The sequence below is a fragment of the Desulfovibrio piger ATCC 29098 genome (genome assembly GCF_000156375.1).
Taxonomy (GTDB): Bacteria; Desulfobacterota; Desulfovibrionia; order Desulfovibrionales; family Desulfovibrionaceae; genus Desulfovibrio; species Desulfovibrio piger.
Genome location: NZ_DS996359.1, coordinates 76,808 through 102,686 on the forward strand (window position 1 = coordinate 76,808; position 25,879 = coordinate 102,686).

Here is a 25,879-nt window from a genome sequence, read left to right on the forward strand (position 1 = left end):
CGTCATTGAGGAGGTTCCATGCGTCACATCCCCACAACACCCCTGCGCTCCACGCTGCTGGCCCTGCTGCTCACCCTCTGCCTGGCCCTGCCTGCCCTGGCGGCCCAGAAGGAAGGCCTGCTGCTGGTGGCTTTCGGCACCAGCGTGCCCGAGGCCCAGCCGGCCCTGACCGCCATCGACAAGGAATTCAAGGCCGCCTTCCCCCACAGCCCCGTGGTCTGGGCCTATACCTCCAGCATCATCCGGGCCAAGCTGGAAAAGAGGGGCGTGCACATCGGTGACGTGACCGCCGGTCTGGAAGAGCTGGCCCGGCAAAAGGTGGACGTGGTGCGCGTCCAGTCCCTGCACGTGGTGGCCGGTGAGGAATTCAGCGAGATGGAGCGCCTGCTCGTCAGCTGGCTGGCCCGTCACCCCGATACGTTCAAGGCCGTCTATCTGGGCCGCCCGCTGCTGGAATCCCGGCAGGACGCCGAAGATGTCTGCCGCGCAGTCCTCGGCGCCACCGAAGGCCAGCGCAAGCCCGGCGAGCTGCTGGCCCTCATGGGCCACGGCCAGAGCCACGGCCGGGGCGACATGGTCATCGAAGGCATGCGTTCCACCCTCTCTTTTGCCGACAACCTGGCCGTGCTGGCCACGGTGGAAGGCTCGCACGGTTTCGATCAGGTGCTTGCCGCCATCAAGACCAGCCGCGCGTCCGTCATCTGGCTCCAGCCCTTCATGGTGGTGGCCGGGGACCACGCCCGTAACGACCTGGCCGGTGACGAGCCCGACTCCTGGGCCTCGCAGATCCGCGCCCTGGGCCTCACCCCCCGCCCCGTGCTCACCGGTCTGGGCGAGCTGCCCGGCGTGCGCGCAGTCTTCGTGCGCCATGCCCGCGACAGCCGGGACGATCTGCTGAAGCAGTAAGAGAAGATGCCGCCAGGGGGAGAAGGGGCCCCTTTTGGAAAAGGGTCTCCCTTCTCCCCCTGGAACCCCCTCTTCCCCCCTAAAACTTTTTCTCCGGTCCGGCCGGATGGTCCCCGTCGCTGCCTGAAGGCCAGGGCATCCGGCACGGGACAGGCATCCCGCCCCCCCGCCAGCCGGACGACCGCAGGTGCGGCATCACATCTTTCAGCTAGCAAAAAAGGACGCCACGCGTGGCGTCCTTTTTTACTGGCTCTGTTCCGGTGTGCCGAAAACGGTACGTCCGTTTCCCCCTGAAGGCCGCTCCTTCCTCTTGATACCGAAAAGCAGCCGCTCACCACTCCGCCCACTTGCCGCCCTTCTTCCGTGCGACCGGGGGACGGACGCACGAAGAGAGCCCGCCGGGATCGGGCGGGCCGTCACTGATCCGAATAAAAGTTTTTGGGAGGGATGGGGGGAGCTTGAGGGGGGAAGGGGCGACCTTTTTTCAAAAAGGGCCCCCTTCCCCCTCAAAAAACGACCACCGCCTAGCGCAGGTCGGTGACGCGCTTGGACTTGCTGAAGGTACGGGGCAGGCTGGCGTGGTCGGCGAGCTTCACGGCCACGCGGGCCAGCAGGGACTTGTGCAGACGCTGCTCTAGCGCGGCCACCAGCTGGGCATCGCCGCCGGAGGTGGCGCCCTGGGCACGTTCCACGGTCAGGGTCATGTGGTCCAGCGAGCGGTCGTCGCGGGTCAGTTCCACATGATATTCGCCGCCCAGCTCGGGGAAGGCGCCGATGACGTCCATGATCTGGCCGGGGTAGATGTTGACGCCGCGGTAGATGATCATGTCGTCGGAACGGCCGAGGATGCGGTCATGGCGGGGCATGCTGAGGCCGCAGGGGCAGTCGCCGGGCAGCAGGCGGGAAAGGTCGTGGGTGCGGTAACGCAGCAGGGGCACGGCCTCCTTGCGCAGGCTGGTGACCACCATCTCGCCCACTTCGCCTTCGGGCACGGGCTGCAGGGTCTCGGGATCGAGGATCTCGATGATGAACATGTCGGCCCAGTAGTGCAGGCCGTTGTGCTCGTCGCAGTCGATGGCTGTACCGGGGCCGTACATTTCGGTCATGCCCGCGATGTCATAGCTGCTTTCCAGACCCAGTTTGCTCTCGATGGCCAGGCGCATCTTTTCGCTGCGGATCTCCGAGCCGCAGATGACCTTGCGCAGCTTGAGCTTGTCGCGGATACCGGCGCGCTCCACTTCTTCGGCCAGCAGCAGGGCCATGGAGGCCGTGGCGCCGAAACAGGTGGAGCCCATGTCGCGCAAAAGCTGCAGATGCATCTCCAGGTTGCCGGGGCCCACGGGGATGGTGAGCATGCCGAAGCGCTCGCTGCCCAGCTGGAAGCCCGCACCGGCCGTCCACAGGCCGTAGCCCACGGCCACCTGCATGCGGTCCATGGGGGTCAGGCCCGCCATCTCGTAGCAGCGGGCCATCTGCAGGGTGAAGTTGTTCACGTCATTGGCCGTGTAGGCCAGGATCTTGCGCTTGCCCGTGGTGCCGCTGGAGGCATGGATGCGCACCACTTCCTCTTCGGGCACGCAGAGCAGGGGCAGGGGATAGCCTTCGCGCAGGTCTTCCACGTCCACGGTGGGCAGACGGCGCAGATCGTCCAGCGAGGTGATGTCGTCGGGCGTGACGCCGCAGGCTTCCAGACGTTTGCGGTACTGGGGGGACTTGAAGGCCTGGCGCACGGTGAAACGCAGGCCTTCCAGCTGCTGGCGGGCGATCTCTTCGGGAGAAAGCCGGGGGATGAAACGGTGAGTCATGGAACTGTCTCCTTGAGATCATGGACCGGGGCAACAGGCACCACAGGGAGCCGCCGGGACACATCGCCGCAAGACGGTATCTGCCCTGTGCCGGGAACGGCAACCGGCTGAGCGTTTTCCAGCCGGAAAGGCCGAAAGCGCCCGCCACAGTTCGCCGCCCGTCATTGTGCGCGTTTTTGCCCCAATGGGCAACAGGGAGGAACAGGCGAAGGGAAGGGGCGCTCACGCTCCGTCGGGTGCGCCATAGGGATGAGCCCCGCGTCCCTCTCCATCGGATCCCCCCGGCAGAAGGACATCACAGCCCGGCGGGACGGGGCGCCACGGGCAGCAGGCCTTCCAGCTCGATACCGGCAGGGCTCACCGAGGCGCGGTAAGGATAGATCTCCACCCCGGCATCCATCGCCTCATAGAACAGGGCCGCATAGGCGGGGTCCACCACGTCCGCCGGACCGAAGCAATGGCCGTCCGGGCGCTGCACCAGATAGAACATGGCCGCGCGCTCGCCGCAGCGCACGATGTCCATGAGCTCGCGCAGATGCTTCTGGCCGCGCTCCGTGGCCGCATCGGGGAAGCAGGCCACGCCGTCTTCCACCATGGTCACGTTCTTGCACTCCACCCACAGGGGCGGCAGATCCGGCCCGGTGAGGCAGGCATCCAGGCGGCTCTCGCCGCGTTTGGCCTCCCGACGGCATTGCGTATATCCGGCGGCAAAGTCCAGCCGCCCGGCATGGAAGGCAGCTTCTATCATGCGGTTGGGCACGCTGGTGTTGACGCCCACCCAAAAGCCCCGGCCCGGGGCGGGCCCGTCCGTGTCATCCTCCCCGCCGGGCAGGGGCGGCACGGCACGCTCGGCCAGCCAGACGGCTTCCTGCGTATAGGGCAGTTTGCGCGCCGGATTGGCCGCGGGCGAGGCCAGCAGCGGGGCCCCGGCCAGGGTCAGGCCCAGCATGCTGCCGGAATTGTTGCTGTGCACCCAGACGTTCTGGCCGTCCAGCAGCATCTCCACACTGAAGCGCTTGTAACGCCTGATGAAACGCCCCACCACACAGCCTTGGGGAAGGGGCAGCAACGGTGTTTTTTCCATGGACCATCCTTGAAAGGGATACGGGGCCGCAGCGAAGGGCCCTCGTTTACAGTCAGATATGAACCTGATAGGCTATTGCGCCGTGACCGGAGCGGGCGCGCCGCAGTCCGGCCACTCCTATTCCAGGCAAGGAGCACCCTATGCAGATTTCCGAACGTGTGCGCACCATGAAGCCCTCGCTGACCCTCAGCGTCAACACCCGCGCCATGGAGTTGCGGGCCCAGGGCATACAAGTCACCAGCCTGGCCGTGGGCGAGCCGGACTTCCCCACCCCCAAGCATATCTGTGAGGCCGCCAAGGCCGCCATCGACGCCAACTTCTGCCGCTACACGGCCGTGCCCGGCATCCCCGAGCTGCGGGCCGCGGTGGGCGGTTACTTCAAAAAATTCTACGGCGAGGACATCGCCCCCGAATGCACCATCGTTTCCGCCGGCGGCAAGCATGCCCTGTACAACTTCATGCAGGCCTCCATCAACCCCGGTGACGAAGTGCTGCTGCCCGCCCCCTACTGGGTCAGCTATCCCTACACCATCCAGCTGGCCGGCGGCGTGCCCGTCATCGTGCAGGCCTCGCTGGAGCAGGGTTTCAAGGTCACGCCCGAGATGCTGGACGCCAAGTGCACCGACAAGACCAAGCTGCTGGTGCTCAACACGCCCAGCAACCCCACGGGTGCCGTCTACAATGCCGAGGAACTGGCCGCCATCCTGGACTGGGCCGACAGCCGCGACGTCTACGTGCTGACCGACGAGATCTATGACCAGCTGGTCTTCGCCCCGGCCAAGATGGCCAGCGCCGTGCACCACTTCGCCAAGAATCCCGAAAAGGTGGCCATCCTCAACGGCGTTTCCAAGAGCTTCGCCATGACCGGCTGGCGCGTGGGCTATGTGGTGGCCCATCCCGAGATCATCAAGAAGATGTCCAGCATGCAGGGCCACTGCACGTCCAACATCTGCTCCATCTCGCAAAAGGCCGCCCTGGCTGGCCTTACCGGCCCTCTGGATTTCCTGGGCGAGATGCGCGGCGCCTTCCAGCGCCGCCGCGACCTGGCCATGGACATCATCAACGGCTGGGATTTCGCCTCCTGCCCCTGCCCGGACGGCGCCTTCTACCTGTTCGTGGACGTGCGCAAATGCTTCGGCGGCACGGTCAAGAACTCCACCGAGCTCTGCACCTGGCTGCTGGACAAGGCCCGCGTGGCCGTGGTGCCCGGTGCCGCCTTCGGTGACGACAACTGCATCCGCTTCTCCTACGCCGTCAGCGACGACACCCTGCGCGACGCCCTGCAGCGCATCGGCGACGCCCTGTCCCAGCTGCGGTAGAGGATGTTTCTTGAGGGGAGGGGGAACCCCTCGCCTAGCGCGAGAGGGGTTCCCCCTCCCCTCAAACTCCCCTCCCTTTCCCCAGCGCGCTTTATTTGAAGGAGTTTTGCCCTCCCGTAAAAAGCGCTCCTATGAATGCCCGGCTGTACCCGCCACGCGGGCAACAGCCATCCCTCAAAGGAGGAGCTCCTGCAGGAGCCCCTCCTTTTTTCATTTTTTCCTGCCGGGGGACCGGCAGCGGGGCACGGCCATCATGCCACGCCGCCCGCCATCCACTCGGATAACATGCGTTTGGAGAGGGGTGGGGGCCCGGGGGAGGGGAGGCCCTTTTCGCATGGGCAAAAGGGCCTCCCCTCCCCCGCAAAAACACCTTCCGCGCCTCCCCCGTCCCTGCCTGCCCTCTCGACAAGTCACGGGAGAGGATGGTAAAAAACTCCTTTCCTCATCCTGTCCCTGCAAGGAGATTATCCCGTGTGCCAGAGTGATTTTCCCGCCTATCGCGGTCAGATGGAATATGTGTGCCTGCACTGCGGCCAGCGTTACCCCGGTGACAGCCTGCTCTACACCTGCCCGTCCTGCGGCGGCGTGTTCCTGCTGGAAAACACCAAGTTCGACGAACTGAAACAGCGCAGCGGCGCGGAATGGCGCGAGATCTTCGACCGCCGCGCCTCCACCCGCAGCACGGCCCTGCGCGGCATCTTCCGTTATTATGAACTGCTGGCGCCCCTGCTGGACGAGGAAGACATCGTCTACCTGGGCGAAGGCCTGACCCCCATCGTGGAAGCCGCTCCGGCCCTGCGCGACCGTGTGGGCGTGCCCTTTGCCTACAAGAACGACGGCCAGAACCCCAGCGCCTCCTTCAAGGACCGCGGCATGGCCTGTGCGTTCAGCTATCTGAAATGGCTCTGCCGCCGCCACCAGTGGGACGAGGTGCTGACCGTCTGCGCCTCCACCGGCGACACCTCCGCCGCCGCGGCCCTGTATGCCTCCTATGTGGGCGCGCCCCTCAAGAGCGTGGTGCTGCTGCCCCACGGCAAGGTGACCCCGCAGCAGCTCTCCCAGCCCCTGGGCAGCGGTGCCACGGTGCTGGAACTGCCCGGCGTGTTCGACGACTGCATGAAGGTGGTGGAGCATCTGGCCGAGAATTACCGCGTGGCCCTGCTCAACTCCAAGAACAGCTGGCGCATCCTGGGCCAGGAATCCTACGCCTATGAAGTGGCCCAGTGGTACGGCTGGGACGTGTCCGGCCTGTGCATCTTCGTGCCCATCGGCAACGCGGGCAACATCACGGCCGTCATGTCCGGCTTCCTCAAGATGCTGGAACTGGGCATCATCACCAGCCTGCCGCGCGTCTTCGGCGTGCAGAGCGAACACGCCGACCCCGTGTACCGCTACTATGCCGCCCCCAAGGACGCCCGCGTGTGGCAGCCCGTGACCGTCACCCCCAGCGTGGCCCAGGCCGCCATGATCGGCAACCCGGTCTCCTTCCCGCGCGTGCAGCGCCTGGCCGAGAAGTTCATCGAAAAGGGCGGCGAAAAGGCCTTCCAGGTGGTGCAGGTGACCGAACAGCAGATCATGGACGCCATGATCGTGGCCAACCGCCACGGCCACATCGCCTGCACCCAGGGCGGCGAATGCCTGGCCGGTCTGGTCAACGCCCGTGCGCTGGGCCTGGTGGGCGATGACGAGCACGCCGTGCTGGATGCCACGGCCCACGCCCTCAAGTTCTCCGGCTTCCAGGACATGTACTTCAACGACAGCTTCCCCGAAGCCTACGGCGTCAAGCCCCAGGCCGGGCTTTCCAACAAGCCCGAACTGCTGCTGCCCGAAAGCGCCCGCGAAGGCAAGGACGTGGCCACCTTCGCCCGCATGGGCGCCGATGCCGTGGTGGCCCGCCTGGGCCTGAGCCGCAAGTAGCCTCCGGCTCCTCCATAAAACGTCAAAAGCCCCTTTCCCGACGGGAAAGGGGCTTTTTTCATAACAAGCGTATTACGCTACTTGGCGGCCTTGGGGTCCGGCTCGGCCATGGCTTCGGGCCAGCACTCGGCGGCCATCTCGCGCAGCTTGAACTTCTGGATCTTGCCGCTGGCGGTCAGGGGGAACCCGTCCACCACGGCGATGTAGCGCGGGATCTTGTACCAGGCGATCTTGCCGCGGCAGAAGGCGCGCACGTCTTCGGGCGCCACGGGCACGTCGGGCCGGGCGATGATGAAGGCGCCCACTTCCTCGCCGTACTTGCGACTGGGCACGGCCACCACCTGGATATCCAGCACGCCGGGCATGCCCATGAGGAATTCCTCGATCTCGCGCGGGTAGACGTTCTCGCCGCCGCGGATGATCATGTCCTTGATACGGCCGGTGACGCGCACGTAGCCGTTCTCGTCCATGGTGCCCAGGTCGCCGGAATGCAGCCAGCCGTCAGGGCTGATGGTGCGGGCCGTCTCTTCGGGCATGTTGTAGTAGCCCTTCATGACGTTGTAGCCGCGGCACAGGATCTCGCCCACTTCGCCGCGCGGCAGTTCCTCGCAGGTCTCGGGGTCGCCGATGCGCACCTCGATGCCGGGCATGGCGCAGCCCACGGTCTCGCAGCGCAGGTGCAGGGGGTCGTCGGGGTCGGACTGGGTCATCACCGGCGAGCCCTCGGTCAGGCCGTAACAGATGGTGATGTCCTTCATGTACATGTCTTCCACCACGCGCCGCATGAGCGGCTCGGGGCAGACGGAACCGGCCATGATGCCCGTGCGCAGGCTGGAGACGTCGAAGCGCTTGAACATCTTGTGTTCCAGTTCGGCCAGGAACATGGTGGGCACGCCGTACAGGGCCGTGCAGCGTTCGCTGTCCACGGCGGCCAGCACATGCAGGGGGTTGTAGGCTTCGAGGATGACCATGCAGGCCCCGTGGTTGACGCAGGCCGAGACCCCCAGCACGCAGCCGAAGCAGTGGAAGAGCGGCACGGGCAGGCAAACGCGGTCCTCGTCGGTGAAGCGCTGGTTGCGGCCGATCCAGTAACCGTTGAGGCCCACGCCCACATGGGTCAGCATGACGCCCTTGGGGAAGCCCGTGGTGCCGGAGGTGTACTGCATGTTGATGGCGTCCCAGGGGTCCAGGCTGTCCTGCCGGGCCTGGTACTCGGCATCATCGGTCATGACGGACATGGACAGGATCTCGGGCACGGAATACATGCCGCGGTGCTTCTCCGCGCCCAGGAAACAGACGCGCCGCAGATGCGGCAGGCGCGCGAAGTTGAGCCGGTCGCGGCTCTGGTAGCGCAGCTCGGGGGCCAGAGTGTAGAGCGTGTCGATGTAATCATGGTCGCGCAGGCTGTCCATGATGAAGATGTTCTCGCACTCCGACTGGTTGAGCAGGTATTCCAGCTCATGTTCGCGGTAGTTGGTGTTGACCGTGATCAGGATGGCCCCGATCTTGGCCGTAGCGAACTGCAAGGTCACCCAGTAGGGCACGTTGCTGGCCCAGACGGCCACCTTTTCCCCTTTCTGCACGCCTAGCGCCATGAGTCCTTTGGCGAACAGATCGACGGTATCGGCAAACTCGCGCCAGGTCTGGCGGTAGTTGCGGTCGGCATAGACGATGGCTTCCTTGTCGGGGATGCGGGCCACCGTCTCGTCCAGGATCTGGCCAAGGGTCTTTTCACGCAGTTCGAACAGCGCCTGGCGCTGGCGCACTTTCTCGTCCATGGATCATCCTCATATACCGCGCGGGAGCGCGGGCTGTGTACGCAAAAGGGCCGGGGAACGACGGAGACTACGGCGTGTAGGTCACGGCCAGCAGCTGGGCCGGGTCGTCGCCGTGCGCGCCCACGTAGTGGGGCACGATGGAGTTGTAATAGATGGTCTCGCCGGCCTTCAGGTAATAGGTCTCACGACCGTAGACCACCATCAGCTCGCCCTTGAGTACCAGGATGAATTCCTCGCCCTGGTGCGAGATGGTCTTCCTTGCGTCATCCTTGTCAGGATAGATCTCGATGAAAAACGGCTCCATGTTGCGGTCGCTCTTGCCCTTGCCCAGCGCCTGGTAGATGTAGCTGGAACGGGGGGTGCGGCCGGTGTGCATGGCGGGGTCCACGCTGCCCAGCTGGTCTATGCGGGAAATGATGGGATCGCGGGTGAACTGGTCATCCAGGAAGGTGCCCAGGCGTACGCCCAGCGAACGGGCCACCTTCTGCAGGGGGCCGATGGTGGGATATATCTCGTCATTTTCCATGCGTTCCAGAAAATTGACGGTCAGTCCCGTATTCTGGGACAAGGTCTCAAGATCCACGTTCCTTTCCTCGCGGAACGTGCGGATGCGCTTTCCGACACTGCTTTTTCCGGCCATGTCTGTCTCCTGTTGCAGCCTGTGCAGAAAAACCAAGGGTAAAAAAGTGTTCTGAAAAATATCATAAAGTCTCATGGCCCCGCAAGGCGGCAGTCCGTGCGTAGCGCAAACGCCGAAAAAACGCTAGGCTCGTCCCATGACACAGCACAAACGTACGGCCTTACTGGCCGCAGGACAGGTCCAGGGCGTGGGCTTCCGCCCCTTCATCTACAGGCTGGCCGTGGAAGGCGGCCTTTCCGGCAGCGTGGGCAATACCTCTGACGGGGTGCGCATCGAGGTGCAGGGCCCCCCGGAACAGGTGGATGCCTTTGCCGTGCGCCTGCGCCGGGAGCTGCCGCCCCTGGCCCGGCTCACCCGGCTGGAGGTCACGGACCTGCCCACCGTGGACGGCGAGACGGAATTCGTCATCGTGGCCAGCCACGGCCATGCCGGCCACAGCGTGCTGGTCAGCCCCGATGTGGGCATCTGCGAGGACTGCCTGCGCGACATGCACACGCCCGGCAACCCGCGCTTCGGCTATGCCTTCACCAACTGCACCAACTGCGGGCCGCGCTACACCATCACGCGCTCCATCCCCTACGACCGTGCCACCACCAGCATGGCCTGTTTCCCCTTCTGCCCCCGCTGCGAGGCCGAATACCGCGACCCGCTGGACCGGCGTTTCCACGCCCAGCCCGTGGCCTGCCCGCAATGCGGACCGCACCTGTGGCTGGTGGACAACCCGCTGCTCCCGCCCGGCGGCACCCTGCCCCCGGACAGCGCTCCGGCGGGCTGGCCCGGCCCGGAGACCCTGCCGTCGGAAGCGTCCATGCGGGATGCCGTGGCACGGGCGGCCGCCCTGCTGCGGGACGACCGTCTGCTGGCCCTCAAGGGCCTGGGCGGCTTCCAGCTGGCCTGTGACGCCCGCTCCGCCCGCAGCGTGTCCCTGCTGCGCCTACGCAAGCGGCGTCCGCACAAACCGCTGGCCCTGATGGTGCCGGATCTGGCCACGGCCCGGGAGCTGTGCGACCTTCCCCCGGAGCACGAGGCCCTGCTGCTCTGCCCGGAAAAGCCCATCGTGCTCTGCCCGGCCCGCAAGGGCTGCCTGCCCCCGTCCATCGCGCCGGATACCGCCGCCATCGGGATCATGCTGCCCTACACTCCCCTGCATGCCGTCCTTTTCGACGAGCTCGTCCGCCTGACCGCCGCGGCCGGAGAGCCCGCGCCCGTACTGGTCATGACCTCGGCCAATGCCAGCGGCGAGCCCATCTGTCTGGGTAACCGCGAGGCCCTGCGCCGTCTGGCGCATCTGGCCGATGCCTGGCTGCTGCACGACCGTGACATCCTGGTGCGCGTGGACGACAGCGTGGCCGGTGTGCGCCCCCTGCCCGCCGACGGGGAACAACCCGCCGCGACGCCCTTTTTCTACCGCCGGGCACGCGGCTATGTGCCCCGCCCGGTGATGCTGCCCGAAGCCTGGGGCAGCGACCTGCCCTGCGTGCTGGGCGCGGGCGGCGAGCTCAAGGCCACGCTTTGCCTGACGCGCGGCAACGAGGCCTTCGTCAGCCAGCATGTGGGCGATTTGGAGAACGCCCCCACCTTCGGCTTTTATGAGGAAGTGGCCCGCCACCTGCAGGATCTGCTGGAGGTGCGGCCCGCCGCCGTGGTCTGCGACCTGCACCCAGATTTCCTCTCCACCCGCCATGCCACGGAACTGGCTAGGCGCGAGGGCCTGCCCCTCTGGCATCTGCAGCACCATGCGGCGCACGCGGCCTCCGTGCTCACCGAACACGGCCACACCGGCCCGGCCCTGGCTCTGGCCCTGGACGGCACCGGCCTGGGCACGGACAAGAGCATCTGGGGCGGGGAACTGCTGTTCATGGAGCTGGACGCGCCCCGCTGGCAGCGTCTGGGCCGTCTTGCGCCCTTCCGCCTGCCCGGTGGAGAGGCCGCCATCCGCGAGCCCTGGCGCATCGCCCTGGGCCTGGCTTTGCAGACCGGCATGGCCCCCGAAGTCCTGACCGGGATCTGGACGGCCGGCGGCGAGAGCGGGGACGATGTCCGTCGTGCCCCGCAGGCCATGGCCGTCACGGCGGTCAGCGAGATGTGGCGCCGGGGCCTCAACTGTCCCTCCACCTCCAGCGCCGGACGCCTGTTCGATGCCGTGTCCGCCGCGCTGGGCCTGTGCACGCACATCACCTATGAAGGACAGGCCGCCATCCGTCTGGAAGATGCCGCCGCCCGCAGTCCCCTGCCGGAACAGTGGTGGCGCATGGGGCCGGAAGAGCTGCGGGCCCCGCAGCCGCAGCACGAGCTGCTGTCCGCCCTGCCCCTGACGGAGGAGGGCGGTCTTTGGCAACTGGACGGCCCGGCCCTGTTCGCCGCCGTGCTGGCCCAACGCCACCGCCTGCCGGTGGAAGACCTGGCCGCCCGATTCCACTGGCAGCTGGCGCAGGGCTTCGCGGCCCTGGCCGTCAGGGCCGCCGGGCCCACCGGCGTGCGCGTGGTGGGCCTGTCCGGCGGTGTCATGCAGAACGCCCTGCTGGCCCGTCTGCTGCCGTTGCTGCTCGCGGCGCACGGCCTCACGCCCTTGTGCCAGCAGGAAGTGCCGCCCGGTGACGGCGGCATCGCCCTGGGCCAGGCCGCCTGGGCCCAGGCCTGTCTGCGGGCCGGTCTGCCCACGGAACTGGAGTAGTCCGTAGACGGTCCATGACGGTCCGGAAAAACCCTTCTGCGGGACGCCCGCTGTGCGCTTCCCATTTAATTTATTGGAATCAAAGGATAAAAAAGAAAAATCACTTTTTTTGATTTTTTCGTTGACAGGCAGGGTCTTTTGGGGCAGTATGCATTTCTGCCGAGGGGCTGTAGCTCAGTTGGGAGAGCGCTTGAATGGCATTCAAGAGGTCAGGAGTTCAATTCTCCTCAGCTCCACCAAAAAGGAAATCAGGGTTTGCGGAAACGCAGACCCTTTTTTCGTTTTCGGCTCCCGCCGTTTTTCCCATCCCCGCCATATGACGCCCTTGTGTCATTCTGTGACATTTTCAGGGAGCCCGTCTTCCACCGTTGCCCTTTTTCCCTTAGCGCGCTACTAGGAAGGAAAGGTCCGGCGATGTTCCGGCCCAAAGAAGGAGGAAGATGATGAAAGGACTGTTCGCTTCCCTGGCAATGCTCTGCGCCCTGTGCGTGGCCCTGCCCGCCGCCCAGGCCAAGCCCATCCCCGGTGCCAAGTACACCTACACCCTGAAAAGCGTCATGCCCGTGGCCGGTCGCCAGGGCGTGGCCTGCGACGGCAAGTTCATCTATGTGAGCTGCAGCAAGGCCCTGTACAAGTACGACATGAACGGCAAACTGGTGGCCGAGAACAAAAAGCCCTTCGAAGGCTACTCCATCCCCTCCAACCACATCGGTGACATCGACGTCTACAACGGCGAGATCTATGTGGGCGCCGAAAACTTCATGGACGGCGTGGGCAAGGACATCCAGATCGCCATCCATGACGCCAACACCCTGAAATTCAAGCGCACGTTCAAGTTCGAGCCCAAGTCCGGCCAGGAAGAAGTTTCCGGCATCACCGTGGACCCGGTCAAGAAGACCGTGTGGATGTGCTCCTGGGTGGGCGAAGAAAGCGGCCGCCATCTGTACGAATACGACCTCAAGGGCAACTACCTGCGCAAGGTGCACCTGCAGCCCGTGCCCCAGTGGGTGCAGGGCGTGTTCTACTACAACGGCTCCCTGTTCATGACCGCTGACGATGGCACCGCCGACGACAACGAGCCCGACCACCTGTACCGCATCGACATCACCTCGGACAGCAACGCCCATGTGTACATGGAAAAGGTCTTCGACGAAGCCATCAAGCAGGGCGAGATCGAAGGTCTGTGCGTGGATCCCTCCACCGGCGACCTGCTGGTGCACATGAACCGCGGTGCCCGCATCGTGCTGGGCATGGGCAAGGGCTTCTACCCCGGCTACACCGAAGAAGTCCACGAGATCTACCGTTACAGCATGGAAGCCAAGCAGCCCCCGCGCCGCTAGGCACCGTAGCTGACCAGTCTTTCCGGGCCGCCTTCGGGCGGCCCTTTTTCGTGCCCGCCTCCCTTGACGACGCCTGCCCCGCCCGCTATGCCCATGCCTCAAACATCCCGCAGGAGACAGGCATGGACCTTCGTAAAATACTGCTCATTTCCCTGGGGCACCTCAGCTGCGACCTCAACGGCGGCGCCTTGCCCTCGCTGATGCCCTATCTGGCCGCGGCCCACGGCTTCAACTATCAGGCCGCGGGCGCCCTGATGTTCGCCTATTCGGCCACCTCTTCCCTGGTGCAGCCCGTGTTCGGCTATCTGGCCGACAAATACGCCCGTTCCTGGTTCGTGCCGCTGGCCGTGCTGCTGGCGGGCGGCAGCCTGGGCCTGGTGGGCTTTCTGGACAGTTACTGGGCCATCTTCCTCACACTCATGCTCTGCGGCGTGGGCGGCGCCCTGTTCCATCCCGAGGGGGCCCGCTATGCCAACCTCGTCTCCGGCGATCGCAAGGGCGCGGGCATGAGCATCTTTTCCGTGGGCGGCAACAGCGGCTTCGTGGTGGGGCCGCTGCTGGTGGCCGGGGCCACCTTCGTGGCGGGCCTGCACGGCACGGCCGTGTTCCTGCTGCTGGCCCTGTGCACGGCCTCGTTCCTCTTTTTCCAGATGCGCGGCTGGCAGCGCCAGATCCCCCAAAGCCGCGCCGCCGCCGGACAGGCCGAACCCCGCAACGACTGGCATGCCTTCGGCGTGCTGACCCTGGTCATCGCCTCGCGCTCTATCCTCTTTTTGGGCTTCAATACCTACATCCCCATGTACTGGCATGACGTCTTCGGCCAGAGCAAGGAATTCGGCGCCATGATGCTGGCCTTCTTCTGCGTCTGCGGCGTCAGCAGCAACGTGCTGGGCGGATTCCTGGCCGACAGGATCGGCTATGCCCGCATCATCCGCCTGTCGTGGTGGCTGGCCCTGCCCGCGGCCCTGGCCTTCGCCTGGGTGGACAGCATGTGGCTGGCGGCCCTGCTGCTGGCTCCGCTGGCCGTGGGCCTGTTCGCGCCCTTCAGCTCCATGGTGGTGCTGGGCCAGAAGCTGCTGGCCCGCAACATGGGCTTCGCCTCGGGCGTGACCCTGGGCCTGCCCATGACCCTGGGCGGCATGGCCATGCCCCTGCTGGGCTGGATCGCGGACAATTTCGGCGGGCTGGGCACGGCCATGGCCTGCCTGGTACCCGTGGCGGCCCTGGGGGCGCTGGCCTCCCTGCGCCTGCGTGACGACGCTGCCGAGGACCGCGCATAATGCTGGTCGCCGGTCTGGAAAGCCCCGTGGGCCCGCTCTGGCTCACGGAAGAAGACGGGCGGCTGGTGGCCCTGGACAGGACATGCCCGTCCCCGGATCCGGCCTGCTGCCCGCCCGGGGGCATCGCCCTGCCGGGACAGCCCGTGGCGAGCCCCCTGCTGCAAGAGGCCCGGGAACAGCTGGCGGCCTATTTCGCGGGACGCCTGCGCCGCTTCGACCTGCCGCTGGCCCCGCGGGGGACGCCCTTCCAGCTGCGCGTCTGGCGGGCCCTGCAGGACATCCCCTACGGGCGGACCTGCTCCTACAGCGAGCTGGCCGCGGCCGTGGGCAGCCCGCGGGCCTGCCGTGCCGTGGGCCAGGCCAACGGCCGCAACCCCCTGATGATCGTCATCCCCTGCCACAGGGTCATCGCCGCCGGTGGCGGCCTGGGCGGCTACAGCGGCGGCCTGGACATCAAGCGTTTCCTGCTGCGTCTGGAGGCGGGGCTGCCCATGCCGGAAGATCGCTGACGTCCGCCCCCTGCCCCACTCCGGCGGTTGCCTCCTGTCGCGAGTGCAAGTATTATGGATAAGTTCGTATCTTTACTGTCGTTTTTGATACAGAACTGCAAAATGACAGTAAAAGTATGACATACTTTGTCACAATATCCTGTCCTTCAGCCCCAGAGTGCGGACCATGAATACGATCCATACCATCTGTATCGTCGATGACGACGAGGAAATCCGCTCCTTGCTTTCCGATTATCTGCGCCGCAACGGCTTTTCCACCTGTACGGCGGGGAATGCGACGGAGTTCCTCGAGATCCAGCGTCGCGTGCCCTGCAGCCTGATCGTCATGGATATCATGCTGCCCGGCATGAACGGGCTGGAGCTGTTCCGCAACCTGCGCGCCGAGTCCACGGTGCCCGTCATCTTCCTCACCGCGCTGGGCGACATCACCGACCGCATCGTAGGCCTGGAGCTGGGCGCCGACGACTACCTGAGCAAGCCTTTCGAGCCCCGCGAGCTGCTGGCCCGCATCCGTACCGTGCTGCGCCGCACCGAGGGCGGCGCCCGCCGCGACCAGCCCGAGACCACGCCCCTGCAGTTCGCAGGCTGGCTGCTGGACCGCAGCGCCCGCCATCTGGTGGCGCCCGACGGGGTGGTGGTCTCCCTGAGCGGCACGGAATACCGCCTGCTGGAGATTTTTTTGCAGAACCCCCAGCGGGTCCTCAGCCGCGACGAGCTGCTGGAGCGCACCCAGGGCCGCAATGCCGTGCCCTATGACCGCAGCATCGACGTGCAGATCAGCCGTCTGCGTACCCGCCTGCGCGACAACGGCCGCGAGCCCCAGCTCATCAAGACCGTCCGCGGCGACGGCTACGTGCTGGCCACGGACGTGCGCCCGCAGTTCGTGCGCCCGGCCCTGCCCGTGGATGCCCCCATCATGCCCGGAAAATAGCATGCGCGCCCTCCTTGCCCGTCTGCTGCGCAGCCTGTCCTCCACCACGCTTTCCGCACAGCTGGCGGGCATGCTCATCGGCGGCATCCTTTTCCTCCATGGCGTGGCCACGTTCACGGTCCAGCTGGTGGAAGAACGGCAGGCGGCGCGCTCCGCCCTGCTGGAGCAGGCCAACAGCCTGGCCCTCTCCCTCCAGCTCCTGCACTCCGAGCCCTTCGAGTACAAGCGCTCCCTGCTGGAGCGCCTGGAACGGCTGGACGTGGTCCACCTGAGCCTGAGCGATGCCCCCAATCCCGCCCGGCAGGCGCAGGACGAGCGAGCCCTGTACCTGCGTGACCGCCTGCGCAAGAACCTGAACAGCATCGAGACCGATCTGGACACCCGCGAGATGTTGACCGAGGTCCAGCGCGTGCACGTGGCCGACAGCATGAACCCCACCCTGCGCCGCCATGTGCCCTGGACGCATGTGTACGAAAGCCGGGTGAGCGTGCGCCTGGACGACGGCAAGTGGCTGTGCGTGGTCATCAGCAGCGACGCCTATGACTTTTCCCCCAGCCAGGCCTCCCTGACCATGCTCCTGCTGGAAGCGGGCCTGCTGATCCTGCTCATCCTCGTGGTGGTGCATCGCGTGGTGCGGCCCTTGCGGGTGCTCTCCGGCAAGGCCGAGAGCTTCGGGCGCAACCTTTACACCGCGCCCCTGCCCGAAGACGGCCCCACCGAAGTGCGCGAGGCCGCCCGGGCCTTCAACAAGATGCAGGAGCGCATCCGCGCCGGAGTGGGACAGCACGAGCGCATCCTGGCCGCCGTGGCCCATGACCTGCGCACCCCCCTGACCCGCATCCGCCTGCGTGTGGAGAGCATGGACCCCGCCTCCCCCCTGCGGGCCAAGCTGCTGGGAGACATCGACATCCTGGGCGGCATCATGGCCAACAGCGCCGAGCTCACCCGCGGCAGCGCCCGCGACGAGGCCGCCGTGCGCATGGACATGAACGCCCTGCTGGACAGCCTGGTCTCCGACCGGCAGGACATGGGGCAGGACGTCAGCCTCGAAGGCAGCTGCGCCCGGCCCTGGACGGTGCGGCCCAACAGCTTCCGCCGCTGCCTCTCCAACCTGCTGGACAACGCCCTGCGCTACTCCGGCAGCGTCCGCATCCGGCTCCTTGAAAAAGCCGATGTCCTGCAGATCGACGTGCTGGATGACGGCCCGGGCATCCCCCCCGAGATGCTGGAACAGGTCTTCGAGCCCTTCTTCCGTCTGGACGAGGCCCGCAGCCCCCACACCGGCGGCAGCGGCCTGGGCCTGAGCATCGCCCGCAGCATGGCCTGCCGCAACGGCGGGGAACTGAGCCTGCACAACCGGCCCGAAGGCGGCCTGTGCGCCCGCCTGTGCCTGTACCGTTCGGCCATGGAGACGGAGAGCCTGTAGGACGGGAGCGCCGGACGAGCCCCGCGCTGACGGCCGGAGCTTCCAGAGCGGTCACGGCCCCGGCGTCCCCTTTGTCCAGCGTCCTGCCGCATCCCCGGCGCACGGCCCTGCACGGCCTGCGGCCTCACGCTCCCTGCCTTCCGTGACGGCGTCCCCGCATCGGGCCGTCTTCCCCGGCGGGAGCGGCCGCACGTCCTGCTGCCGCCCTCTCTCCTCTGTGCCGCGAGCAGCAAAGGCTTTGCACCCGGCAGGCATTGCGGTATGCTTTTCTGCCGTCCGGCCCGTCACGCCGGTGCACAAGGAGAAGCCATGAAGAACTTTTTGACCCTGCAATCCGTGGAGACCGTGCTGGGGCATCTGCGCGCCCTGCCCGTCCTGCCCGCGGAGACCGTCCCCCTGACGGAAGCCCTGGGCCGCCGCCTGGCGGAAGCCCTGCACGCCCCTGCCGACCTGCCCGGTTTCGACCGTTCCACCGTGGACGGGTTCGCCGTGCGCGCCCGTGATGTCTTCGGCGCGCAGGAAGGTTCCCCCGCCCTGCTGGAATGCGTGGGCGACTGCCCCATGGGCGCCGTGCCGGACATCAGCCTCCAGCCCGGCCAGTGCGCGCGCATCCTCACGGGCGGCATGCTGCCCGAGGGCGCGGATTGCGTGGTCATGGTGGAATATTCCCGCCCGGCCGGCGGGGACATGGTGGAGCTCACCCGCACCCAGGCCCCCGGTGACCATGTGGTCATGCGCGACGAGGACGCCGCCGCCGGTGACTGCATCATCCCCGCGGGCCGCAAGCTGCGCCCGCAGGAGATCGGCCTGCTGGCCTCCTTCGGGCAGCAGGACGTGGCCGTGCGCCGTGCGCCCCGGGTGGCCATCATCTCCACCGGTGACGAGGTGGTGCCCATCGAAAGCGAACCCCGCCCCGGCCAGGTGCGGGACGTCAATTCCTACAGCCTTGCCGCCCTGTGCCGCAGTGCCGGTGCCAGCCCGACGCTGGCCGGTCTGGTGCGCGACGACGCCGAGGCCCTGCGCCGTACCGTGCTGGCCGCGCTGGACGAGGCCGATGTGGTGGTGGTCTCCGGAGGTTCTTCCGCCGGGATGCGCGACCATACCGTGGACGTCTTCACCTCCGTGCCCGGCAGCGAGCTGCTGACCCACGGCGTGGCCATCAGCCCCGGCAAGCCCTTCATCCTGGCCCGCAGCGGCGGCAAATGCCTCATGGGCCTGCCCGGCCATGTGAGCAGCGCCCTGGTCTGCGCCCGCGCCTTCCTCGTGCCCCTGCTGGAGCATCTGCAAGGCAGCGCCGGGGACGAGCTCGTCCCCTCCCTCACCGCCCGCCTGACCCGTGCCGTGGCTTCGGCCCAGGGCCGCCGCGACTACATCCGCGTCAAGCTGGTGCCCGCCAGCGCCGCGGCCCTCGAGGCCGCCTGGCTGCCCCAGGGCCTGGACTGCTCCGATGTGGACTGGCTGGCCCAGCCGCTCATGAAGCCTTCCGGCGTGGTCTCCGGCCTGGTGGAGGCCGACGGCCTCGTCATCTGCGCCGAGAACCGCGAAGGCCTCACCGCCGGGGAACGGGTGCGCGTGGAGCTGCTGTCGTAGTTTTTTCTTGAGGGGAAGGGCCCCCCTCGCCTGGCGCGAGAGGGTGTCCCCTCCCCTCAAACTCCCCACCCCTCCCCAGCGCGCTTTATTAGAAACGACGCGGAACGACTGCGAAAAACGTTCCGCATATCCGGCCGGACACGACACCATCCCGTCCGGCCGATGGACCTTTCCCGTCAGGGCCGTTCCGGGGAGTTGTCAGCAAAAAATTTTTTCGCCGGGGCACACGTCCCGCATACGGCGGGAAGCCCTTCCGGCCGCCCTTCGAGATATTGGGAGATATTTATGAAACGCGAACGTCATACCTATCTGACTTTGCAGACCGTGGAGGCCGCCCGTCAGGGCTGGCTGGACCGCATCAGTGCCGAGGGCCGCGAGCTGGCCACGGAGCGCGTGCCCCTGTCGGCGGCCCTGCACCGCGTGCTGGCCGAGCCCGTGGCCGCGCGCCGTTCTTCCCCGGCCTTCCACGGCGCGGCCATGGACGGCATCGCCGTCAATGCCGAATCCACCTTCACCGCCTCCACCCGGCGGCCCCTGCGCCTGACCATCGGCACCGACGCGTTCTGGATCAATACCGGCCATCCCCTGCCTGCGGGCACCAATGCCGTGGTCATGGTGGAGAACGTCAACACCGAGCCCGACGGCCGGCATGTGGTCATCGAGAAGGCCGCCTTCCCCTGGCAGCATGTGCGCAAGCTGGGCGAAGACATGGTGGCGTCCGAGATCATCCTGCCGCCCGGCGTCTGCATCGGCCCCTACGAGCTGGGCGCGCTGGCCGCGGGCGGCGTGCTGGAACCGCTGGTGTTCAAAAAGCCCCGCGTGGGCATCATCCCCAGCGGTACCGAGATCGTGCCCCTTACCGAGGCCCGTGAAGAAGACCTGTGCGCGGGCCGCTGCCTGCCGGAGTTCAACTCCTACATCTTCTCGGCCATCGTGCAGGAGGCCGGGGGCGAGGCCTTCACCCTGCCCATCGTGCCTGACGATCCCGAAGCCATCAGCGCGGCCATCGACGCGGCCATCGACCAGGGAGCGGATCTGGTGCTGCTCAACGCCGGTTCCTCGGCGGGCAGCCACGACTATTCCGCCGACGTCATCGCCCACAAGGGCGAGCTGCTGACCCACGGCGTGGCCGTCATGCCCGGCAAGCCCACGGCCCTCGGCATGGTGCGCGGGGTGCCCATCATCGGTTCGCCAGGCTATCCCGTCTCGGCCATCGTGGCCCTGGAAGAGTTCGTCCAGCCCCTGCTGGCCCTGCTCCAGAAGCGCTGCCTGGCCCATCGCGAAACGGTCACGGCCCTGCCCGTCAACCCGCTGCCCTCCCGCCCCGGCATGGAAGAACGCATCCGCGTCAAACTGGGCCGGGTGGACGACACCTTCTTTGCCGTGCCCCTGCCGCGCGGCGCGGGCACCGTCACCAGCCTGAGCCGGGCCGACGGCATCATCAGCGTGGCCCGCGACTGCGAGGGCATCAGCCGTGACGAGCCCGTGCAGGTGCAGCTGCTGCGCCCCCGCCAGCAGGTGGAAGGCACCCTGCTGGCCATCGGCAGCCACGACAACACCCTGGACCTCATCGACAGTTTCCTGCGCCGCGAGCATCCTCGCTTCCGTCTGGCCTCGGCCCATGTGGGCTCGCTGGGCGGCCTCATGGCCCTCAAGCGCCACCAGTGCCATCTTGCGGGCAGCCATCTGCTCAACGATGCCGACGGCGTCTACAACCGTCAGGCCCTGCGCGACAACCTCCAGGGCGAGCCCATGCTGCTGGTGCGTCTGGTGGACCGCGAACAGGGCCTCATCGTGGCCCCCGGCAACCCGATGGGCATCCATGACATCGCCGACCTGGCCCGCGAGGACGTGCGCTTCATCAACCGCCAGCGCGGCAGCGGCACCCGCGTGCTGCTGGATTACCGCCTGAAGCAGCTGGGCATCCGTCCGCAGCAGCTGGCCGGTTATGAGGACGAGGAATACACGCACATGAACGTGGCCGCCGCCGTGCTCTCCGGCCGCGCCCACACCGGTCTGGCCGTGCGCGCTGCGGCCTGCGCCCTGGGCCTGGACTTCGTGCCCGTGGGCGTGGAGGAATACGATCTGGTCATCCCGCAGCGCTACGCCGAGGACGAGCGCATCCTCGCCCTGCTGGATGTCATCCGCTCCGAGGCCTTCCGCAAGGAAGTGGCCGCTCTGGGCGGCTACGGCGTGGAAAAGACCGGTCAGGTCATCTGGGAATACGACGGCCGCTAGGCCGGGATAGTGTTGGGGAGGCAGCGGGGGATGGTGCCGATGGCTCACAGCCGGAACAAGCGCCTTCCCCCGTTGCTTCCTCCGCCATGACGCGCGCTGGCAGGGAAGTGCGAGGAAAACTCCGTACGGCACTGGCCGATGGCGCCGCAGTTGTCTCTTGGTGACGCAAACGTCCTACGACAAGCGGCAGGAGCTCCTGAGGGGCTCATCTTAAAGATATGTCCCGCAGGAGGCCGTGGATGCTGACCTTGCTGGCCCTGTACGGGGGCCTGTTCCTCACCGCGCTGGTGGCGGCCACTCTGCTGCCCGCGCAGTCGGAACTGCTGCTGGCCACCCTGCTGGTGCAGAGCGGGGAACCGGTCTGGGCCCTCATCACCGTGGCCACCCTGGGCAACAGCGCGGGCTCGGCCGTCAACTGGTGGCTGGGCCGTTATCTCACCCGCTTCCAGGACCGCCGCTGGTTCCCCTTCTCGCCGGAATCCCTGCGCAAGGCCGAAGGCTGGTACCACCGCTACGGCCGCTGGACCCTGCTGTGCAGCTGGATGCCCGTCATCGGCGACCCCCTGACCCTGGTGGCCGGTACCCTGCGCGAGCCCCTACCCTCCTTCCTGCTCCTGGTGGTGCTGGCCAAACTGGGCCGCTATCTGGTGGTGGCCGGTGTGGCCCTGGCGCTCTGGTGATATACGAAAAAAAGGACGCCCGAAGGCGTCCTTTTTTTCATCCCAGTATCCTTTTCTATAAGGTGATCAGTCGGACAGGGAAGATATAGACTTTGCGCTGATGCACTTCAAAAAGATGCATCGTTACGCCATTCCTATGCTTCTCCTTCATCTTAGAGCGTCATCCCCAAATGCCCCTATAAGCGGTTTTTGAAGGGGGTGGAGGAGTTTGAGGGGGCGGGGGGAACTTTTTTCCGCCAGGAAAAGTTCCCCCCGCCCCCTCGATATCTTCGCCAGTCAGCGTCCGACGGTAGGCATCGTTCCGCGGCCTATCTCAGCGCGGCGTCGCCGTCCAGCACCAGCACATGAGCATGGAGGCCGGCCTTGCGGGCCGCCGCGGCCCGGGCCTCGGCCTCGGCGCGGCAACGGGGGCAGGCGTGGCGGGGGATGAGCAGGCACAGGGAACGGGCCACGCGCTCGGAGCTGGTCTCGAAACAGCCCAAGCCGGAGCAGTCCGGGCACAGACGCCAGCTCTCACGCTGGCTCTCGCGCAGCATGTCCGTATCGTAGAAGATATGCTTGCGCCGCGTCCACCAGCCGTTCTCTTCCTCACCTTCCTGCGGCACGGACGGCGGGTTGTGGTACAGCTCCAGCAGGCCGTCGCAAAGGCGGGCGATGTAGTCGCTGATCTTCTGTTTCTGGCGGGTGCTCTCGGGCCGCCACTGGGGCTCGCGGATGTCGCCCGCGTCCAGACCGGCCAACGCCAGGCAGATGCCCAGGTTCACATAGGGCAGGGCGCCGCGGATGGCGTAGCCGCCTTCCAGCACGGCGATGTCCGGGTTCAGGGCGCGGTTGAGGGCCGCGTAGCCCTGGGCCGAGAGCTTCATGTTGGCCAGCGGATCCGTGAAGTGGTTGTCCTGCCCGGCGGAATTGATGACCAGATCGGGCTTGAAGTCCGCCAGCATGGGCAGCACGGCGTGCTCGATGGCGTAGAGGTAGCCCTCGTCCGAGGTCTCGGGCGGCAGGGGAATGTTGATGGTGCGGCCCAGTGCGCCCGGCCCGCCGCATTCCTGCGGGAAGCCCGTGCCCGGATAGAGGGTGCGGCCGTCCTGATGCAGGGAGATGAACAGGGTGTTCGGGTCGTTCCAGAAGATGTCCTGGCTGCCGTCGCCGTGGTGCACGTCCGTATCCACGATGGCGATGCGCAGGGGCCGCCCCGTGGGATGCGGATAGTGGTCACGGATGTATTCCACCATCACGGCTTCGTTGTTGATGTTGCAGAAACCGCGGTTGCCGTGGGTCACGCGCATGGCGTGGTGGCCCGGAGGACGCACCAGGGCAAAGGCCTTGTCTTCCTTCTTCTCCATGACCAGACGAGCGGCCGTGATGGCCCCGCCCGCCGAGGCCCGGTGCGAATCGGTGACCACGGCGCCGGTGGAGGGCAGGCAGAAGTGCACGCGCTCCACCTGGGCGTTGGTGGCGAGCTCCGGGCGGTACTCGGTGATGCCGGGGATGTCGAACAGGCCTTCTTCCGCCAGCTGGTCGCGGGTGTAGAGCAGGCGCTCCTCACGTTCGGGATGGGTGGCGGAGATGGCCCAGTCGAAGGCGGGGAAAAAGACCACGCCCAGCCGGTTACGGGCTCTCAGGGGATCAGTCATCGTCGTCCAGCATGTTTTCGGCAAAGATGTCGGCGCTGTAGCGCGCATAGGAGATCATCTTGCCCAGGCGGCCCAGGGCCATGGCATAGGCAAGGTTGGTCTCGGCCACGGCCGCGAAGAGCAGGCCGTTGTCGTCTTCCACCACGAAGACGCCGCCGGGCTTCTGTTCATGACGGAAGACCACGCAGTGCAGCAGCCCGGGATCGCCCAGGCGGGAAACGAATTCGCAGCCGGGCAGGGGGCTCTCGTCCAGCACGGCCTGCTCCAGAGCGGCATCGGTACGGGGCAGGAAGCGCAGGCGGCCTTCCTCGGCGGTGACGGTATACAGTTCGCTCATGGCAATATCCTTACGTCTTATTCCAGCCCGCTGCCGCGCCGCTTCAGATGCCGCTCCACGGCGGAGAGGCATTGCAGCACCACGTCCTCGGGCTGTTGCGATGCGTCGATGATGGCGATGCGGTCGGGCTCTTCCTCTGCGATGGTCAGATAGCCCTGGCGCACGCGCTCATGGAAATTGAGGCTCTCGCTGTCGAAGCGGCCTTCGGAAAGCACCGTGCCCTCGCGCCGGTTGCGCAGGCCCGCGCGCTCCAGCCCCACGGACACGGGCAGGTCGCAGAGCAGGGTCAGATCCGGTTGCAGGCCGCCGGTGGCCAGGTCGTTGGCCCGGCGCAGGCGGTCGGGATCGCGGCCGCGGCCGTAGCCCTGATAGGCCAGGGTGGAGTCGGTATAGCGGTCGCAGATGACGATCTGCCCGGCTTCCAGGGCCGGACGGACGATCTCGGCCACATGCTGGGCCCGGTCGGCCAGGAAGAGATAGAGCTCGGCCCGGTTGCACAGGCCGGCATTGCGGGCGTCCAGCAGGATGGGACGCAGGGCGCGCCCCAGACCGCAGCCGCCCGGCTCGCGCGTCAGCAGCACGTCGTGGCCGCGCTTTTCCAGTTCCAGGGCCAGCAGCTGCTGGGCCGTGGTCTTGCCCGAACCTTCTATGCCTTCGAATGTGATGAACATGGCAGCCTCACAGCAGGGAGAGCATCCCGTCATCCCCGGAGGCCTTCCGGGAAGCACGGGGCTTTTTTTCGACTTTTTCTTCCACCGGCGTCTGCATACAGCGGTGCATGGCCCGGCCCAGGGTGGCCTGATAGGGCGTCCAGCTCTCGCCTTCGCCCAGCTGGGCGAACAGGCCCCGGCACTGGGCCATCTTGGCATCGATGTTGTCCGCATAGTGCAGCACCAGGGCCTCGGCGGTCTGCGGCACGCGCACGGCCCCGAACTCCAGCGTGCCGTGGTGGCTCAGGACCAGATGCTTGAGGTGGCGCTGCAGCTCGGGCTCCAGCCCCGATTTTTCCAGATAGGGGGCCAGCATCTCCACGCAGATCTCCAGATGCCCCAGCAGACGGCCCTCGTCGGTATAATCGTTGGCGATGCCGCCGGAGAATTCGCGGATCTTGCCGAAGTCGTGGAACAGGGCCCCGGCCAGCAGGGTCTGGCGGTCCAGCTCGGGATACTGGTCGGCCAGACGGCGGCAGAGCTTGAAGACGCTCAGGGTGTGTTCCAGCAGGCCGCCCGCATAGGCATGGTGCACGCCCTTGGCCGCCGGGCAGGTGCGGAAGGCCTCGCGCAGCTCCTCATTTTTGAATACGCCGTCCACCAGCTTGCGCCAGGGTTTATAGCGGAACTCCTCGCGGATCAGGCCCATGAGCTCGTCCATCATGGCATCCAGCGGGTAGGGGCTGGCGGGCATGAAGTCGGCCAGGTCCAGGGCGGCGCCTTCTTCCGGCGAGAGCAGGCGGCCTTCCTCCACCGTGAACTGGAGCTGGTCGCGGAAGGTGCTCACCCGGCCATGGGCGTAGAAAAAGCTGCCCGTGTGCAGGGCGGGGAAAGAGGCGCTCAGGGGCGACCAGATCTTGGCCTCCACGCTGCCGCTGGCGTCGGCCAGCACGAGCCGCCAGTACGGCCCGTTGCGCGAGCTGCCCTGTGCGGCCAGCGTGATGACGAAGACGCCTTCCGCTTCGTTGGGGGCCGCCATGTCTTTGACGAAGATGCCTTTTTGCATATATCCTGACTCTGCGGCCAAAGGCCGCCCGTCTTGTATGTTCCTGAGGTTCCGGGGTATCCCCGCAGGCCC

Annotated in this window: 20 protein-coding genes and 1 tRNA gene; 13 read left to right on the top strand and 8 right to left on the bottom strand. The window is 66.7% G+C overall.

Features of this window, described 5'->3' with window-relative positions; genetic code table 11:
• Positions 1 to 18 precede the first annotated feature (18 nt).
• Positions 19 to 906: a sirohydrochlorin cobaltochelatase gene (locus tag DESPIG_RS07065; protein WP_006006791.1), complete on the top strand. Its 888-nt coding sequence runs from the start codon at positions 19 to 21 to the stop codon at positions 904 to 906.
• 524 nt (positions 907 to 1,430) lie between these two features.
• Here the strand turns inward: DESPIG_RS07065 and DESPIG_RS07070 are convergent.
• Both DESPIG_RS07070 and sfsA read right to left on the bottom strand, forming a co-directional pair.
• On the bottom strand, positions 1,431 to 2,711 hold the full coding sequence (locus DESPIG_RS07070) for a phenylacetate--CoA ligase (RefSeq protein WP_006006795.1): 1,281 nt from the start codon (positions 2,709 to 2,711) through the stop codon (positions 1,431 to 1,433).
• Between the two features lie 295 nt (positions 2,712 to 3,006).
• Entirely contained in the window at positions 3,007 to 3,795 is a 789-nt protein-coding gene (gene sfsA / locus DESPIG_RS07075) for a DNA/RNA nuclease SfsA (protein ID WP_006006799.1), read from the bottom strand.
• 140 nt (positions 3,796 to 3,935) lie between these two features.
• On the opposite strand from sfsA, the gene DESPIG_RS07080 reads away from it, so the two are divergent.
• Positions 3,936 to 5,114 (top strand): pyridoxal phosphate-dependent aminotransferase, encoded by a 1,179-nt coding sequence (locus DESPIG_RS07080; RefSeq protein ID WP_006006801.1) that lies wholly within the window; start codon positions 3,936 to 3,938, stop codon positions 5,112 to 5,114.
• A 507-nt stretch (positions 5,115 to 5,621) separates the two neighbouring features.
• Positions 5,622 to 7,031: a threonine synthase gene (thrC, locus tag DESPIG_RS07085; protein WP_006006806.1), complete on the top strand. Its 1,410-nt coding sequence runs from the start codon at positions 5,622 to 5,624 to the stop codon at positions 7,029 to 7,031.
• A gap of 77 nt (positions 7,032 to 7,108) precedes the next feature.
• Here thrC and DESPIG_RS07090 read toward each other — a convergent pair whose 3' ends face one another.
• Together DESPIG_RS07090 and DESPIG_RS07095 are read right to left on the bottom strand one after the other, a co-directional pair.
• On the bottom strand, positions 7,109 to 8,809 hold the full coding sequence (locus DESPIG_RS07090; RefSeq protein WP_006006808.1) for an AMP-binding protein: 1,701 nt from the start codon (positions 8,807 to 8,809) through the stop codon (positions 7,109 to 7,111).
• A 67-nt stretch (positions 8,810 to 8,876) separates the two neighbouring features.
• Complete coding sequence (locus DESPIG_RS07095; RefSeq protein WP_040369652.1) at positions 8,877 to 9,449, bottom strand: cupin domain-containing protein; 573 nt, start codon at positions 9,447 to 9,449, stop codon at positions 8,877 to 8,879.
• A gap of 136 nt (positions 9,450 to 9,585) precedes the next feature.
• On the opposite strand from DESPIG_RS07095, the gene DESPIG_RS07100 reads away from it, so the two are divergent.
• The 10 genes from DESPIG_RS07100 (at position 9,586) to DESPIG_RS07145 (ending at position 22,117) form a co-directional block, all read left to right on the top strand.
• Positions 9,586 to 12,123, top strand: a complete 2,538-nt coding sequence (locus tag DESPIG_RS07100) for a carbamoyltransferase HypF (protein ID WP_006006812.1) — start codon at positions 9,586 to 9,588, stop codon at positions 12,121 to 12,123.
• Between the two features lie 163 nt (positions 12,124 to 12,286).
• Positions 12,287 to 12,362 (top strand) — tRNA-Ala (locus DESPIG_RS07105).
• Positions 12,363 to 12,563: 201 nt separating this feature from the next.
• Positions 12,564 to 13,463: a hypothetical protein gene (locus DESPIG_RS07110; RefSeq protein ID WP_006006814.1), complete on the top strand. Its 900-nt coding sequence runs from the start codon at positions 12,564 to 12,566 to the stop codon at positions 13,461 to 13,463.
• Between the two features lie 122 nt (positions 13,464 to 13,585).
• Positions 13,586 to 14,743 (top strand): MFS transporter, encoded by a 1,158-nt coding sequence (locus DESPIG_RS07115; protein ID WP_006006816.1) that lies wholly within the window; start codon positions 13,586 to 13,588, stop codon positions 14,741 to 14,743.
• Positions 14,743 to 15,252, top strand: coding sequence for a methylated-DNA--[protein]-cysteine S-methyltransferase (locus DESPIG_RS07120; protein WP_006006818.1), 510 nt, complete (start codon positions 14,743 to 14,745; stop codon positions 15,250 to 15,252). Before DESPIG_RS07115 ends, DESPIG_RS07120 begins: the two co-directional genes overlap by 1 nt.
• A 166-nt stretch (positions 15,253 to 15,418) precedes the next feature.
• Positions 15,419 to 16,183: a response regulator transcription factor gene (locus tag DESPIG_RS07125; RefSeq protein WP_006006821.1), complete on the top strand. Its 765-nt coding sequence runs from the start codon at positions 15,419 to 15,421 to the stop codon at positions 16,181 to 16,183.
• 1 nt (position 16,184) lies between these two features.
• Positions 16,185 to 17,609, top strand: a complete 1,425-nt coding sequence (locus tag DESPIG_RS07130) for an ATP-binding protein (RefSeq protein ID WP_006006822.1) — start codon at positions 16,185 to 16,187, stop codon at positions 17,607 to 17,609.
• A gap of 309 nt (positions 17,610 to 17,918) precedes the next feature.
• Positions 17,919 to 19,199, top strand: coding sequence for a molybdopterin molybdotransferase MoeA (locus tag DESPIG_RS07135; protein ID WP_006006827.1), 1,281 nt, complete (start codon positions 17,919 to 17,921; stop codon positions 19,197 to 19,199).
• A gap of 285 nt (positions 19,200 to 19,484) precedes the next feature.
• Positions 19,485 to 21,437, top strand: a complete 1,953-nt coding sequence (locus tag DESPIG_RS07140; RefSeq protein WP_006006829.1) for a molybdopterin biosynthesis protein — start codon at positions 19,485 to 19,487, stop codon at positions 21,435 to 21,437.
• A gap of 239 nt (positions 21,438 to 21,676) precedes the next feature.
• The gene (locus DESPIG_RS07145) at positions 21,677 to 22,117 is read left to right on the top strand and encodes a YqaA family protein (RefSeq protein WP_246118336.1); all 441 of its coding nucleotides are present in this window, start codon (positions 21,677 to 21,679) and stop codon (positions 22,115 to 22,117) included.
• A gap of 308 nt (positions 22,118 to 22,425) precedes the next feature.
• Here DESPIG_RS07145 and DESPIG_RS07150 read toward each other — a convergent pair whose 3' ends face one another.
• The 4 genes from DESPIG_RS07150 to DESPIG_RS07165 are packed head-to-tail and all read right to left on the bottom strand — an operon-like array spanning position 22,426 to position 25,807.
• Entirely contained in the window at positions 22,426 to 23,754 is a 1,329-nt protein-coding gene (locus tag DESPIG_RS07150; protein ID WP_006006833.1) for a histone deacetylase family protein, read from the bottom strand.
• Entirely contained in the window at positions 23,747 to 24,091 is a 345-nt protein-coding gene (locus tag DESPIG_RS07155) for a hypothetical protein (protein WP_006006835.1), read from the bottom strand. The genes DESPIG_RS07150 and DESPIG_RS07155 overlap by 8 nt, the downstream gene beginning before the upstream one ends.
• Positions 24,092 to 24,108: 17 nt before the next feature.
• Positions 24,109 to 24,762 carry a dTMP kinase gene (gene tmk, locus DESPIG_RS07160; RefSeq protein WP_006006837.1) on the bottom strand — a complete coding sequence of 218 codons (654 nt, stop codon included), beginning with the start codon at positions 24,760 to 24,762 and terminating at the stop codon, positions 24,109 to 24,111.
• A 7-nt stretch (positions 24,763 to 24,769) separates the two neighbouring features.
• Positions 24,770 to 25,807 carry a 3'-5' exoribonuclease YhaM family protein gene (locus DESPIG_RS07165; RefSeq protein WP_006006840.1) on the bottom strand — a complete coding sequence of 346 codons (1,038 nt, stop codon included), beginning with the start codon at positions 25,805 to 25,807 and terminating at the stop codon, positions 24,770 to 24,772.
• Between the last annotated feature and the right edge of the window lie 72 nt (positions 25,808 to 25,879).